Origin of the sequence: Acetivibrio mesophilus, assembly GCF_004102745.1 — a bacterium.
In the GTDB taxonomy this organism is placed as follows: domain Bacteria; phylum Bacillota; class Clostridia; order Acetivibrionales; family Acetivibrionaceae; genus Hungateiclostridium; species Hungateiclostridium mesophilum.
The window spans coordinates 160,795-175,897 of the sequence record NZ_RLII01000001.1 but is presented as its reverse complement, the minus strand read 5'-3'; the positions used below and the strand labels follow the sequence as shown (position 1 = coordinate 175,897).

Sequence of the window (15,103 nt, the reverse complement as noted above, 5' to 3'; positions counted from 1 at the left end):
CGCAACCTGTTGAAATAACGTCTTAACTCGTATGAATTGTTGTTTGAATCGTTATATTTCCCAGAACAATAAAGTCCCTTTAACAGGGACAGAGAAAATTAAAAGATTTTTTATTGACAATATTTTTAACATTTCCATATGGGGCAGACATTATTTTCACAGCAGATATTATTTAAGGCCTAATTTCCGATAGCAATTTTTCAAAATCAATTTGGCTTAGCAATTCATTAATATAGTGGGAAACTTGAGCATAATCTTCGATAACTCGTATTAACACATACATTGCAGGTGGACGCAGTTCTGTAGCATATTGATTGATCGCAGAAATACTAGGAGCATTACGATGTGTCATTTTATTTCTAAACTCAGTAACATAGGCATGGTTTCCACCCCATGGGGTAGTATCCATATTGTCTTCTTCTCTAAAATATGCATCAATACGCTTAGCTTGTGGAATCGCATTTTTACCTTGGGCACAATTATTAAATAAAGTGCGGTAGTAAACTTTATCAATATCATATTTAAGGTCAAAATGAATGTTATATAGCTGCGCCAACAAATCCCACAATGTTGAGGTTCGAAATATTATGTTTTCAACATAGTACATTGCCCAATACTCATTATCAGTTTGCTTACTAAAAGAATTATATCCCTCTAAAGTTTCCGGCAAATTCATATTTAATATTTTATTAAATGAATACTTAATTTTCCGGTCTATATCGGCAATTGTGTCATACACCGTCTTAATCGAAAAAAATTTATTCAGATTTGTCATTGTAGGAGAATTGAATCCCAGAACATAGCGATCATCTCCCCAGTATATTTTTAACTCATCCTCATTGTATATAATTTTATTAACAATTTTTTGTAAATATCTTGATGGCGTTTCCATTCTGAAATTCCCCTTCTCAAAAACCATTCTTCTTTACAATGCTATTCAATCTTTACCGTAGCCTTATTTTCAATCACATGAAAATTTATCTATCATAAGCCTGATGATGTTTTGGCATTGAAAATTTATTCTGTATACCGAACAACATCTTGAATTTCACGAATATCGAGCCAGTTAAGAAGTCTCAGTAGATAGTGCCCATCAGGTGTGGTCTCTCCATTTTCCCATTTTTGATAAGTGCGAACAGTAGCAACAATTGCGTAGGCTACATCTTTTTGGGTATATTTGAGATGTTTTAAGTTAATCTTCAGGAGCATCTGTATACCAGCACCAGTACCATTCGGTTTTATTGATTGCGTCTAAATGTGACTGTTATCGTTGTACCCTTTCCAGGCTTGCTTAACAGTTGAACCTTGGCATTATGGAATTCTGCACTGTGCTTTACAATGGAAAGCCCCAGCCCGGTTCCGCCGGTTTCCCTTGAATGGGACTTGTCAATTCTATAAAAACGTTCAAACACCCGGCTTTGGTGCTCCCTGGGAATGCCAAAACCATTATCTGCAACGGTTAGTACGACATTATCGGATAAAGCTCTGACACTTACATCAACCGTGCCTTTTTCATAATTGTATTTGATTGCATTATCGCACAGGTTATAGATCATTTCCTCCAGGATTTGCCTGACACCCGATACAATTGCATTCTCACCGCTGACTGACAGCTTTATCTGTTTCTGCTGCGCAAGGGAAGATAGTCTGCTGACTGTTTCCGTTGCCAATTCCAATAAGTCAATCTCTTCAAAAGGAAGTTGAATATTTTTCTCATCCAGCCTGGAGATCCGTATCACATCGTCTATAAGGTTTATGAGATGCCTTGCTTCGTTGTATATGCGGTTAGCAAACTCGGGAATGTCCTCTGGCTGCACCATGCCGCTTTTCATAAGCTCTGCATAACCTGAAATGGAGGTAAGGGGCGTTTTGAGTTCATGGGACACATTGGCAGTAAACTCACGGCGCATTTTTTCAGCAGATTGTTTCTCTGTTATATCCAGTATAAACAGAATAACTCCTTTGACAACCATATCATCCTTAACAGGACTGACCAGTAAATGAAAAGAATCCTCACTTATTGTAAATGTATTTTCAAATAAATGCCCGGCCATAGCTGTCTCTATTGCTTTTTGGAGGGGTATGCTTCGATCTAGTGTTAATATATGCTTGTTAATTATATCCTGGGTGCTGACATTGAATATGCTTGCAGCACTTTTGTTGATGAATAATATCAAGCCTTTATTGTTTAAAACTATGATTCCTTCGCTGATATTTTCCGTAATCGCATTAAACTCTTCCTGCTTCTCCTTCAGCCTTTTGAACTGGCTTTCGATCTGTTCGTTCTGTCTAGCCATGCGGGACAGCAATGGAGATAATTCGTCATAGACATCATTGGATAACGGATTCTCCAAATTTAAGTTGTTCAAAGGGAAAATAATCTTTTTCGTCAGCAGATTGGCAATTATCATGGTCAGCATGATAACCAGCAATGTAATTAAAGCGACATACGGAATAAAACCTAAAACAGATTTGAAAACACTGTTTGTTGTGGCTGATACTCTCAGTACTGTGCCGTCATTGAGCCGGACAGCCCGATAAAATGTCTGGGTACCAAGAGTTTTGGAAAGATGAACCGCTTCACCGAATCCGTTGTTCAACGCATCGGCAATTTCCGGCCTGTTACGGTGATTTTCCATGTTTTTTGCTTCAACCATATTATCAAATAAAACTGTGCCGTCAATTGCTACCCATGTGATTCTGCTGGAGTTTTCCTGTTCTTTAAGACCGAAAAAAACTTCTTGCCCGATTAAATTATAGCCGGTTGAGATAAAAAGAGCTTCATTTCTGATTTCCTGCTGCATCTGGATATAAAATTCCCTGTATATGAATCCGGTTATAAGAAAGGAAGTGAGTAAAATGGTTATAAGGGCTAGCAGCAGCATGCTTTTATAAATACGCTTTTTCATGCATTTCCTCCGATCCTGTAGCCGACCCCCCTCACCGTTTCAATAACTGTTCCTGCCTCTCCGAGCTTTTGACGCAGGGTGCGGATATGCACATCCACAGTACGGGTCTCTCCTTCATACTCATATCCCCATACTTCTTCCAGGAGCTTATCCCTTGTCAATACAATACCGGCATTTTCCAATAAATATTTCAGAAGCTCAAATTCTTTGAATGTGAGAGCAACCTCCTTCCCGTCAGCCAGAACAACATGCCTGTCAATATACATTGTCAGCCGACCGGTGGATAATTCGGATGAATTGCTTACATTTCCTGATCTTCTGAGAACAGCTTTGACACGGGACAGGAACTCCATAATTCCAAAAGGCTTGGTTATATAATCATCTGCTCCGTTGTCCAGCCCAAGAACCTTGTCATATTCTGCGCTCTTTGCAGTAAGCATTATTATCGGAATGTGCCGTGTTTTCGGTGATGCCTTTAGTTTTTTCAATATTTCAATACCGTCTTCGCCTGGAAGCATGATATCAAGCAATATTAAAGCAGGAAGTCTGCTTTCCAACGCTTTTAAAAAAGGTCTTCCTTCGCTGAACCCAATAGCCTCATATCCGTTGGATTTCAGTGCATATATGATAAGCTCCCGTATGCTTCTGTCGTCCTCTACACAATAGATCATTTTTAAACCTCGCTAATATGCTTGCCGGTAATGGAAAATACAACCCATTCGGCAATATTTGTAGCATGATCGCCTATCCGTTCAAAATATTTGGCAATCATCATCAGGTCAATAGCAAATTCACCGTTATTGGTATCTTCATTAATCAGCCTGATCATATCAGCCTTCACATCATTAAACAGATTATCAACTACATCATCGTAATCTATTACAGCCTTGGCAAGCCCCAGATCCTGTCGAACATAAGCGTCGATACTGTCCGTAACCATTTTAATCGTAGCCTTTGCCATGTCTACAATGTGATTTGTGTTATCTGCAGCCTTTATATTGGCAAGCATGGTTATTTCCGATATATCTGCAGCCTGATCCCCAATTCGCTCCATATCTGTAATCATCTTTAGGGCAGATGAAATCTGGCGCAAATCTCTGGCAACAGGCTGCTGCTGGAGAAGCAGTTTAAGGCAGAGGCTTTCAATCTCTTTTTCTTTTTGGTCTATGTTCCCATCTGCCGCAATTGCCTTTTCAGCAAGTTCTATATCTCCGTCTATCAGCGCTTTTGTCGCATTTGCTATTGCTCCTTCACACAAGGCGCCCATCTGTATCATCTGTTTCTTTAAAAGCTCCAGCTGCTCATCGAATTTATTCCTCATTACCCAAACCTCCCGGTTATATAATCCTCAGTTCGTTTATCCTTTGGCATGGAGAACAGCTCCTCTGCACTTGCATATTCTATTACTTCTCCATGTAGGAAAAATGCGGTTGAATCTGCAATACGTACAGCTTGCTGCATATTATGGGTAACTATAATAATAGTATAGTCTTCTTTCAGTTCAACAGCAAGGTCTTCGATTTTGGATGTTGAGATGGGATCAAGGGCTGATGTCGGTTCATCCATCAACAGGACTTCAGGCTGTACAGCCAACGCTCTTGCAATGCAAAGCCTCTGCTGCTGGCCGCCGGAGAGCTCCAAAGCACTCTTTTTCAGGCGATCCTTTAATTCATCCCATATTGCAGCTTGCCGCAGGGATCTCTCTACCACATCATCCAGCTTGATCTTTGATCGGATGCCGTGGGTACGAGGCCCGAATGCCACATTGTCATAAACACTCATAGGAAAGGGATTAGGCTTTTGAAAAACCATTCCAATCCGTTTTCGAAGCAGGTTTATATCCATATCACCGTAAATGTTTTCACCGTCCAGCAAGACTTCGCCTGTTATCCGGCAGCCTTCAACAAGGTCATTCATTCGGTTCAGGCATTTCAGAAGGGTAGATTTTCCGCAGCCTGACGGCCCGATAAAGGCTGTTATTTCGTTTTTTTTGATATTCAGATTGACCTTCTTCAATGCCTGAAAATCGCCATAATACAAATCCAGATTCTCTATACGAATTTTGTCCATATCTTATCCTTTCTACTCCATTTCTTCCAGCAGCCAGAGCCTGGTATCCAGCACGTGGTATCTGGTATCTGGCATCAAGTACCACCTATTGCTCTACACCTATCCTCTGGCACCTAATATCTAGTACCTGGTTCCTTAGGCTTTTGAAAGCTTTTTTGCTATATATCCTGAGAACCAGTTAATCAATACAACAATAAATAACAGTATTACAGCCGTTGCATAAGACTGTTTTACATACAATCCTTCGCTGGTAAGAGCGTACATGTGAACCGATAGTGTGCGGGTAGAATCAAACAGAAAGTCCCTGCCCTTTGGTATTTCAGCTACGGTTCCGGCAGTATAGATCAGTGCCGCGCTCTCTCCGACAATCCTTCCAATGCCCAGGATGACACCGGCCAAAATACCAGGCATTGCAGAGGGCAAAACAATTCTAAACACAGTCCTGAGCTTGCCTGCTCCCAGCCCGTAACTGCCTTCCCGGTACGAATCGGGAACAGCTTTTAATGCTTCCTCAGCGGTACGCATGACAAGCGGCAGAATCATGATTGATAGTGTGAACGCACCTGCCAGGAGAGACATTCCCCAGCCAAGAGCAGTTACAAAAAACAGCAATCCAAACAAGCCGTAAACGATTGACGGAATCCCTGACAGTGTCTCGGCAGTAATTCTGATTATGCCAACCAGCCTGTTGCCTCTTTTCGCATACTCAACCAGATAGATGGCAGAAAAAACTGCTATAGGCACTGCAATCAGCAGTGAGATGAACGTCATGATAACAGTATTTATCAAAGCCGGCATAAGTGAAACATTCAATGTATTATATTCCCACTGAAACAGCTCAGGCTTGATATTAGGTATCCCTCTTATCATGATATACCCAATCAAAAAAAGCAAAATACCTATGGTAAGAATTGTTGATACTAACACCAGGAGGAACAGGGCCAGCGACAGGGGGCTGCGTTTATAGGCCTTGAGCTTTTGCCCGAATGATCGCTTGTTTATGCATTCCATCAGCCAGTCCTCCTTTTAAGCAGTGACAATAATAAATTTATAATAAGAATGAATACAAAAAGTACAACAGCTGTCGCAATCAGAGCCTCCCTGTGCAACTCCGCAGCATAGCCCATTTCAATGATTATGTTGGCTGTAAGTGTCCTGACGCCTTTCAGCAATCCGGCAGGCATTCGTGCCTGGTTTCCTGCAACCATGATGACTGCCATGGTCTCTCCGATGGCTCTGCCTATACCCAGGACCACAGCAGCCATGATGCCGGATTTTGCAGCCGGAAGCATTACAAAAAATATGCTCCTTTCATGGCTCGCCCCAAGTGCCAGTCCGCCTTCATAATAGCTTTGAGGGACCGCTCTGATTGCTGATTCGCTTACACCTGCAATCGTAGGCAAAATCATGATGCCCAGGAGAATGGATGCCGTCAACATGCTGCTACCGGTGCCCCCAAAGGTATCACGGATAAAAGGAACTATGACTACAAGTCCGAAAAACCCGTATACAATGGAAGGAATCCCTGCGAGCAGGTTTATTGCAGGTTTTAAGATGCGGTACAGCCTTTTGGGGCAGTACCTGGCCATGAATACAGCTGTCAAAATCCCTATGGGTACTCCAATCACTGCAGCGCCGGCTGTTACATAGATACTTCCCAATATCATGGGTAAAATTCCAAAAGAAGGAGGTGTATTATTAGGTTTCCAGGTTGTGCCCAGCAGAAAATCAAATATTCCGATTTTCGCCATAGCAGGTATGCCGTTTATAAACAGAAATAAACAAATAAGTGCAACAGCTAGAATGGATGTGCATGCTGCTGCAAAAAATATTGCTTTCATTATGCTTTCTTTATATTTTGTCATAGATACTTAACCCCTTAAAAGCCCGTATACGCACCTGATCTGGCAGAATGCTCCACCGGTTTATTTTGGCTTACTCAGCAACCTCATTCCAGGAGGTAATTTCCCCTTTGAAAATACCTTTAATTTGGTCACTTGTCAGATTACTTACCGGGTTTTCCTTATTTACAATGACAGCAAGTCCATCCATAGCTATAACTGTTGGTTTCAAGCTTTTCAATTCACTCTCCTTCAACTCTCTGGATGCCATGCCGATATCACAGGTTCCTTCCATCGCTGAATTCATGCCTGTTGTAGAATCACTGCTCTGTATCTCAATCTCTGCATTGGTGTTCAGCTTCAAATAAGCCTCTTTCAACTTCTCCATGACCGGAGTAACAGACGAGGATCCCTCAACCACTATTTTGCCGGAAGGCTTGGTGCCGCTGTAAGGCCCTTCTTCTGAAGCAGCAATATAGCCATTGTCTTCAACTACCTTTTGTCCGTCACTGCTGAGGATAAAGCTGATAAAATCCTGAGCCAGTTCGCTGATGTCTTCCTTGGTTGCAATATTAAAAGGTCTGAATACCTTGTAAGCATTGTTTTTAATATTTTCAACGGTGGGCTCCGTTCCATCAATCTTAACTGCTTTTACGGTATCATTCAAGGAACCCAGGGAGATATACCCAATGGAGTTCTTATTGCCAGCTACCGTGGTCATTACTATGGAAGTACTGTTTACAACAGTTGCCTCGTCTGTTGTATGATCTATCTTGTTTCCATTTGCATCCTTTTCTTCAATTCCAAAAAGTTCAATAAATGCTCCTCTGGTGCCCGATCCATCTTCCCGTGAAACAACTACAATGTCATTGCTGCCTCCGCCTGCACAGCCTGTGAAGAAGATTGTCAGCATGATTAAGGCTAACACAAGTATTACATTCTTTTTCATTCCGTTTTTCTCTCCTTTCCCTTCTCTATATATTTTTCTTTAACAACACAAATATTACAGTAAAGAAGTTAAAGGTAAATGCAGGTTTAGGTTAAATTCTTGTAAAATATCAAAATATATATCCTTTCATCTAATCAATCTAAAGGCCTTCCTTGGGGGCCCTGCTTTCGATATAGTTAACACTATGAATCCCTCCTCTACTGTAAAATCTGACTGGATGTGGACTGATAGTAGATGGATTACTGAAAACATTTTAGTACTTTTCTGCTTATAAAATACTTGTCACTGATAATACTAATTTTATAAATAAAAAGAGAATGCCAGCCTATCCCGACATCCTCTCATCATTGCCCAATCTTAAATTTACCTTACACTGCGTAATATAGCCATCGTAAAAACTACTTGATTTGGAATTGGTGATATAATTATTTACGCTTTAGTCTGCCTTTTAGCTCCTTTACTTTTGTTTCTATTGTTGAGATTACTTTTTTAAATTCCTCATCACCTTTACCTGTGGGATCATCCAGTCCCCAATCTTCCCTGTGTTTGCAGGGAAGATAAGGGCATTTCACATTGCACCCCATTGTAATAACAATATCTACCGGAGGGATATCATCAAGCAGCTTTGAATGTTGGGTTTTCTCCATATCTATATCATATAGCTCTTTCATTAGACGTACAGCATCCTGATTAATTCTGGGTTTTGTTTCTGTACCAGCAGAGTAGCTTTCAAATATATCTCCTGCAAGATGCTTACCAAGTGCCTCAGCTATCTGGCTTCGACAAGAATTATGAACACAAATAAATGCGACCTTGGGTTTATTACCCATAACCATCACACTCCATTTTAGCAACATCCCTCACTGTCTGAACAATCACAGCTTGGCTCACTTCCTTTTAGCCAACCTATAATCACAGCTGCGGCGCATCCCACTCCAGAGTCAACAGCGATAGCATTTGTGGGACAATTTTTCGAGCAAGCGCCACACTCCATACAACGGTCTTTATCTTTAATCTTTGCTTTATTTTCATTGACGCTGAAAACCCCATGAGGACAAACTTCCGTACATCTTCCGCAGCCTATACATTTTTCAGCAGACAAGCGAAGCGTTGCAACATTTTTCAAATATCTATGTTTCATAGCGTCCTCCTTTATACACAGATACTATTTATCAGCAACAATACAATCCCTACTATTAATGAAATAGTAATAAGCGGCACAGCTATTTTCATTTCTTTGATAACACCGGAAAAGGATGTATATGTTGATGAGCCTGTGAAATTCATTGCCAAATAAGCCGAAAATGATGGCAATACCAGCAAATACCCTATGGCAAGAAGCAAGGATTCGGGAACAAACCAGCCGCTATACCATATAAATCCCAAAGCCCATATCAACCCCAGCAACCAGCCCTTCCATGAGAAGGCCCTGCCGGGAATCACGGGAAGGAGCAAAGGCGTTATGACAGTTCCCGTTATCACAGCACCCGCATAGGCAATGAAATCCGCAAGCCCGAAAGGTCTTGCAGCAAACAGGTTTAGGAGAAACAATATGCCAAAAACCACCAATGAAAGCTTTGCGGCGGCCGCCAGTTCAATTGGAGTGAGAACCAATCGGTCCCACATCGTAAATTTCACGGTACGCATTTCTTCTGTGGCTTTGAAGTCTGAATCGAGAAATGCCTTTATATCCTTCGCCCTTACAGGTCCGTAAACTACAGAAAATCCGGTTTGTTTTGTCACTTCATGGGCGCTCACACCGGGCGCACCCAACTGAGGTAGCACCAATTTCCTGTGCGATACTATTTCAGACAGCCCAGTTTTCGATATGCGGTTTACCAGTTCATCAGTTCCGAATGTACCTTTACCAGCGGCACACCAAACATTGATACCCTTAGTATCAAGTATCAAAATCCAACAATTCAAGCCTGATAACTCTTTCCTTAATACATCAAATGTCAGCTTATAGTTCGCACTTACCAACACAGGGGACGTATGATCAGGCTTACCAACAGCATAAAGCCCAGGACTGATCTTATAATTCATCCTGCCGATACCCCAGCGCACTTTCCATGCTCCGAATATGTCTTTAAAGTGAAGATTTGTTGAAACCACAGGCACGCTGCCTTTAAGAGTAAAGATTTCACCGGTTACCCATTTATCATTTTTATCATATGGTGTGATGGATTTCGTGTTGCAACAACTACTAGCCGAGCAGCAACAGGACTTCTCATTACTCATTCGTATCACATCCTTTACAACAGACTGTATCTTCTTTGCAGATGCAATTTTCTTTTTCGGAGGTAATTTTACAGAGAAATTGCTTTATTCTACTGATAGCATCTGTGTCTAGTGAGTAATACGTCCATTTACCTTGTTCTCTGCCCTTGACCAGCCCACATTCACACAGGAGCTTCATGTGGTGAGACAGCGTGGATTGGGACATATCGAATTTCTCTAAAATCATACAAGCGCAAAGCTCACCACAGGAGAGCATATCCACTATCATGGCCCTCTTAGGATCCCCCAGCGCCTTGAATACTTTAGCATATTCCAAATAGTCTTCCATATCGGCACCTCAAATCTATAAATATCGATATGATCATTATATGCGTCAAATCGAAGAGTGTCAATATGAGACCGGAAAATTATATTGAAATCTAATTATCGCACCTATCTATTCCAAGGAATATAAATCATAAATTCTACACCGGTATAGTCTTCTGGCTCTCTCAACTGTAATTGACCGTCATAACGATCTATAATTTGCTTAATTATATATAGTCCAAGACCGCTATGCTGTTTAATGCTTTTAGTCGTATATCCGGCAGTAAAAATATTTTGCCTTACATTTTGAGGGATGGGGGTGCCGTTATTGGATACCTTTAATTCCAAACCTAGCTTGTTGCATATTAGGACTAGGTCTATTCGTGGGGAACCATTCGATTTTACTGCATCTAAAGCATTATCCAGAAGGTTACCTGTTAAATGAGTGAGATCCTCCGACGAAAGCGGAAGTGAACCGTCATGTATTTTTACATGCCAATAGAATTTGATTCCGTTAATTTTTGCTTCCTCATATTTTGTACTTATAATAGCCGCTAATTCCGGAGGTTCAATTTTCAAGAGGCTTCCTATACGACTGACAGTATGATACAAATTTTCGATATAGGTTTCTGCCTGGTCGAAATGACAAGCCTTAATATATCCATAAATAGCAGTAAGATGGTTGTAAAAATCATGACGTTCAACCTGCAAACGCAAATGTAAATTGTGTCTCTCTCTGGCATAATGAATTTCTGTTTCCAGTTTTGCGTCGTGTTCTATAACTTTTAACAGATATCCGGATACAAATATCGTAGCTAAAACAGAAACCAATAAAACAAGGCTACCAACTTCTACTAGCGTTTTAAGTGTAAAACTGGGATAAACACCCGAATTGTAAGCATGAAAACTAAGATTTAATAAAACAAGCATTAAAGCTTGTACCAGGCATAATGCCAAAAGACAATTTTGCCTAATGGATTGCTTTGTTGTTCTTTTGTCAGACACATTTTTTATTTCCAATTTTTCTGATATTAACGGTAATCGCCATCCTCGTTTGCTGATGATATACGCTAATACTGAAAGTAAAATCAAGTGTGGCAAAGTAAAAAATAATCTTAGCAAAGGATCAGAGATGATTTGTTCAAGTTTTAATTTAAAAATCCAAGCCAGAAGAGGAACGGAGATTCCCTCCGCCAATCCCAAGAGCACACTTGAAAGTACCATTACAACTGCTGAAGTATGCCAGGGCAATCGGAAAAAGAGGTTCAAAAATATGGTCATGAGTGCTACTTGTGATATGGTATGGATACCAAATCGTACCGGCATTGTCCGAATACTGAATGAGAATATCGAAGTCAGCAGGGAAAGGATCATTACTACAAACGGTGACTCCTTTTTCTTCGTTAATGCCAGTACCATATAATACAAAACCAGGCTTTCAGGAACAGACACACCTAAAAAGGGGATTAACGGCATAACATCCATCGCAATACCCCCTTAAACATTATAGTCAGAATACATCATTAGCTCAGACATACGATCACGGCTAAGTAAAGCCTTGTCTTCACAATTATTGAATTTTACCTCATAATACGATGAATTGGGAAAAGAGACTATCTTTTCAATCCGATCGGTGTTTATAATGAAAGATTTATGAGAACGAAAGAACATCTTTCCTAAGTACTTCTCCAGTTCCTGCAGGGTTTGTCGGGTTTTAAATTTCCCGTTGGTACAGGAGATAAGGGTATGACGTCCAGACTTTTCTATATAAAATATCTCATCCAGCTTTATAAAGACTCGTTCATTGCCCAGATTTATTGAAATTCTGCAGGTCTCTGTATTATGGGAAGTATCACTCTTTTTTGATAATTCCAGCATCTTATATATGCGCCGGAAAGTAGATTTTACTCTATCCTCATCAATTGGCTTTAATATATAATCGGATGCATACAGTTTGAATGCATCAAGAGAGTATTCATGATGTGCGGTTATAAAGACTATTGCTATATCCGGTTTTATATCTCTCAGCTTTTCAGCTAACTCTATCCCTTTCATATCAGGCATCTCAATATCCAGGAAAGCTAAATCCGGGTTATGCTCTCTTACAAGTGCTATTGCATCTTTAGCATTATCTGCTGTTCCTATAACCAGAGCCCCTTCAAGCTTACTAAGAATCGAGCAGAGTATCAGCATTACTCCATGTTCATCATCAGCCATTACAACTTTAACCGGTAACAAACTCACCACTTCCTTTCTGGATTCCTTGGCAAACCTGCAAACACCTTTCCGGTAAATCATAGTCATAATGGCTCGAAGTCGTCACTATTAGTAATTCAGGTTGTATACATAAAGGCTCACTGATGTTAAAAAACACCAATGAGCCTAAAGCAGCTTAGTTCCGGCAACCCGGCCATCATAGCGGTAAACCGCTTTAGACCCGAGGCTTTGCGTCCTTGTCTTTCAACAAGTTTGCCTTTATCGATTTTATTTATATTGATTATATTTACTATTATATACCAAGAGCTGTGTTGAAATTTGTCAAAGCTTGCTCACTTTATTTTTATTGGTTAATATTATTGCCCTTCAAATTTCACTGCCAGTAATTAGAATTTCACTTTTTTTGTAAAATTCAATTGAGAATGAATAGCGTAATAAATACTATCGGATAAATCTCATCCATTGGCCTTATGCTACTCTCCTATATCAGGTAACATTTTATCAGTGATATTGCTTACCATCTAGGCTGATACTTCAAACCCATAGATTTCTTGTATTTACTCTGCCCTTCTTACTGTAGCAAAGAATTATTTTACATACACATGCATTTTGTCTTTTTATCGTAAATGGCCTCATGTAAATCATCTTTGCAAAACAATTCTATGATTTACCAGTTCCATTTCCTTAATCCTTGCTTTTACTATCTTCCTTTGTCCAAATATATTTTCCAATATCAAGTTCTCTTCTTCTGGGAGTATCTTGTCAACAGATTCAAGAAACAGCTTTTCTTCACCTTTCTCATCAATTAAATAAACATTTGCTTCACACATATTAGCACCTCTTCATGCTTTCTTTAATACTTTGAACCACCTTATCAATAAGATGCGGCAAAGGCTCACCGGTATGCTAAACTAGAAAATGTCGGATAACAGTATCAAGACAATTTCCAGTTTAGCATACCGCAACACCCATAATGGCGAAAATGAATGCACTGATCTGTACCGGAATATTAAGAAATGACAACGCAAGGGCAGCTCCAAAAGCTGCCCCTGATGATAAGCCAAGGGTATATGGCTCAACAATGGGATTCTTCAATACAGCCTGGAAGGAGGTCCCCGAAACCGAAAGACTTGCTCCAACAAGCATTGAAAGAATAACCCTTGGTAACCTTATCTCTAATAATACATTCAGGCTGTTTGTGTCAATTACACTATGAAAGAATGTATATCCGCTTATTTTATAAAGCATTAAATCTATCACCTTGGCAATTGGTATGTGATAGGAACCAATGCACAAAGTAATTAAAAAAACCGGTATTGGTAAGAAATATATTAATTTCTCTATGTCTTTTTTCATAAATATTTCCTTAATCCCTTGCTCTATTTATCTTACTCTATTTAAAATCGATGTTATATAACTTTTTCAGCATATCCGCTTTTGTTTTCTCAATGTCTGCATCCTTGAACAAATCAGGGTAAAGGGTTTTTGCTATGATGTTAACCGAATATATATATTTAACCGTCCAAAGATCGCAATAGAATGGATGGGGCAGCTCAACAACTGCTTTGTTTTTTATGGCATTTATATTGCTCCACTGTGCATCTTTGAAGTAGTCATCGGGATCCAAATCCTTGATATTCCACATAATGATGAAGTCAGGATTCCAGTTAACAACCTGCTCCATTTTTGCAACAATATGTTCCTCATTTATATCGGCAGCAGAATTTTTCGCTCCACTCATTTTTATAATACTGTCACCGGTGCTGTTGCTTCCGGCGATGTCTAGCTTTGAAGGTCCCCATACAAATAGGGATGACGGCTTCTCTGATTCATCAATAGCTTTAATCTTATTTTTAATATTTTGAAGTTCTTTTTTTGTGTAGTCAATAATCTCTGCCGCTCTGTTTTCTTTGCCTGAGATTTTGCCCAGTATCTCCATCTTTGTGTAGACCTGCTCAAAGTTATCCACTTGTATTCCTACTACCTTAACCCCTTTGTCCTCCAGAGTTTTAATATCATCCTCCTGACCGGCCCACATGACTACCACATCCGGGTTCATCCCAACGATTTCTTCAATGTTTTTGTCAATAGCGGGGAGTGACTTGTTCTTTACCCTTTCATCAATCTGCGCAGTAAGTTCAAAAACATCCTTTGTATCATATGTCCATTTGTCTATTGCGATAACCTGGTCTTTCGCACCAAGCATATAAAGGTCATTCAAACCACTGTTTAGCAGACATACGATTTTCTTAGCCGGATAGTTTACTTCAACTTCTTTTCCTCTGGAGTCGATAATCTTCACTGTTGTGCTTTTAGTTTCTTCGTTTTGTTTTACTTCTGCTTTCTGGCAACCTACTGCAAGTATAGCCATAATACAAATCATGGTAAATAGTGCAATAATTTTTTTCATGTTCTTTCCTCCAAAAATTAATATAAATAAAAAGCGGTCAACAAAAAAAGTTTCACTAAGAAACAGTCTTCGTGACCGCTATTATTTCAAATAATAAATTTTTCTTTTGTACCCTAATAATGCCTACGTGACATTATCTTTTGGTGTTTTACTATGCCAT

The 15,103-nt window shown here is 39.8% G+C and carries 18 protein-coding genes and 1 riboswitch; all 18 genes read right to left on the bottom strand.

Going from position 1 to position 15,103, the window contains the following annotated elements; translation table 11 throughout:
* Positions 1–172: 172 nt before the first annotated feature.
* Positions 173–892 carry a Cthe_2314 family HEPN domain-containing protein gene (locus EFD62_RS00880; protein ID WP_069194717.1) on the bottom strand — a complete coding sequence of 240 codons (720 nt, stop codon included), beginning with the start codon at positions 890–892 and terminating at the stop codon, positions 173–175.
* 125 nt (positions 893–1,017) lie between these two features.
* Positions 1,018–1,209, bottom strand: coding sequence for a helix-turn-helix domain-containing protein (locus tag EFD62_RS00875; protein WP_069194718.1), 192 nt, complete (start codon positions 1,207–1,209; stop codon positions 1,018–1,020).
* Positions 1,210–1,238: 29 nt separating this feature from the next.
* Positions 1,239–2,909, bottom strand: a complete 1,671-nt coding sequence (locus EFD62_RS00870) for a sensor histidine kinase (RefSeq protein WP_069194719.1) — start codon at positions 2,907–2,909, stop codon at positions 1,239–1,241.
* Complete coding sequence (locus EFD62_RS00865; protein ID WP_069194720.1) at positions 2,906–3,580, bottom strand: response regulator transcription factor; 675 nt, start codon at positions 3,578–3,580, stop codon at positions 2,906–2,908. The genes EFD62_RS00870 and EFD62_RS00865 overlap by 4 nt, the downstream gene beginning before the upstream one ends.
* Positions 3,581–3,582: 2 nt before the next feature.
* The gene (phoU, locus tag EFD62_RS00860; protein ID WP_069194721.1) at positions 3,583–4,230 is read right to left on the bottom strand and encodes a phosphate signaling complex protein PhoU; all 648 of its coding nucleotides are present in this window, start codon (positions 4,228–4,230) and stop codon (positions 3,583–3,585) included.
* The gene (gene pstB, locus EFD62_RS00855) at positions 4,230–4,979 is read right to left on the bottom strand and encodes a phosphate ABC transporter ATP-binding protein PstB (protein WP_069194722.1); all 750 of its coding nucleotides are present in this window, start codon (positions 4,977–4,979) and stop codon (positions 4,230–4,232) included. Before pstB ends, phoU begins: the two co-directional genes overlap by 1 nt.
* Before the next feature lie 135 nt (positions 4,980–5,114).
* Positions 5,115–5,990 (bottom strand): phosphate ABC transporter permease PstA, encoded by an 876-nt coding sequence (gene pstA / locus EFD62_RS00850; protein ID WP_069194723.1) that lies wholly within the window; start codon positions 5,988–5,990, stop codon positions 5,115–5,117.
* Positions 5,990–6,844, bottom strand: coding sequence for a phosphate ABC transporter permease subunit PstC (gene pstC / locus EFD62_RS00845; protein ID WP_069194724.1), 855 nt, complete (start codon positions 6,842–6,844; stop codon positions 5,990–5,992). The genes pstA and pstC overlap by 1 nt, the downstream gene beginning before the upstream one ends.
* A gap of 70 nt (positions 6,845–6,914) precedes the next feature.
* Positions 6,915–7,769: a substrate-binding domain-containing protein gene (locus tag EFD62_RS00840; protein ID WP_069194725.1), complete on the bottom strand. Its 855-nt coding sequence runs from the start codon at positions 7,767–7,769 to the stop codon at positions 6,915–6,917.
* A gap of 425 nt (positions 7,770–8,194) precedes the next feature.
* Positions 8,195–8,599 (bottom strand): arsenate reductase ArsC, encoded by a 405-nt coding sequence (locus EFD62_RS00835; protein ID WP_069194726.1) that lies wholly within the window; start codon positions 8,597–8,599, stop codon positions 8,195–8,197.
* Between the two features lie 17 nt (positions 8,600–8,616).
* A complete protein-coding gene (gene hgcB, locus EFD62_RS00830) occupies positions 8,617–8,910 on the bottom strand; it encodes a mercury methylation ferredoxin HgcB (RefSeq protein WP_069194727.1) in 294 nt (97 codons plus the stop codon).
* An 11-nt stretch (positions 8,911–8,921) separates the two neighbouring features.
* A complete protein-coding gene (gene hgcA, locus EFD62_RS00825) occupies positions 8,922–10,010 on the bottom strand; it encodes a mercury methylation corrinoid protein HgcA (RefSeq protein WP_088262877.1) in 1,089 nt (362 codons plus the stop codon).
* Positions 10,003–10,338, bottom strand: a complete 336-nt coding sequence (locus EFD62_RS00820) for an ArsR/SmtB family transcription factor (protein ID WP_069194728.1) — start codon at positions 10,336–10,338, stop codon at positions 10,003–10,005. Before EFD62_RS00820 ends, hgcA begins: the two co-directional genes overlap by 8 nt.
* Before the next feature lie 104 nt (positions 10,339–10,442).
* Positions 10,443–11,801 carry a sensor histidine kinase gene (locus tag EFD62_RS00815; protein WP_069194729.1) on the bottom strand — a complete coding sequence of 453 codons (1,359 nt, stop codon included), beginning with the start codon at positions 11,799–11,801 and terminating at the stop codon, positions 10,443–10,445.
* Between the two features lie 12 nt (positions 11,802–11,813).
* Positions 11,814–12,614 (bottom strand): LytR/AlgR family response regulator transcription factor, encoded by an 801-nt coding sequence (locus EFD62_RS00810; protein ID WP_235832521.1) that lies wholly within the window; start codon positions 12,612–12,614, stop codon positions 11,814–11,816.
* 99 nt (positions 12,615–12,713) lie between these two features.
* A riboswitch (cyclic di-GMP riboswitch) is annotated at positions 12,714–12,800 on the bottom strand.
* A gap of 374 nt (positions 12,801–13,174) precedes the next feature.
* A complete protein-coding gene (locus EFD62_RS00805) occupies positions 13,175–13,363 on the bottom strand; it encodes a CooT family nickel-binding protein (protein ID WP_014256570.1) in 189 nt (62 codons plus the stop codon).
* Between the two features lie 121 nt (positions 13,364–13,484).
* A complete protein-coding gene (locus tag EFD62_RS00800; RefSeq protein WP_235832520.1) occupies positions 13,485–13,889 on the bottom strand; it encodes an iron chelate uptake ABC transporter family permease subunit in 405 nt (134 codons plus the stop codon).
* 37 nt (positions 13,890–13,926) lie between these two features.
* Positions 13,927–14,943, bottom strand: a complete 1,017-nt coding sequence (locus EFD62_RS00795; protein ID WP_069194731.1) for an ABC transporter substrate-binding protein — start codon at positions 14,941–14,943, stop codon at positions 13,927–13,929.
* Positions 14,944–15,103 lie beyond the last annotated feature (160 nt).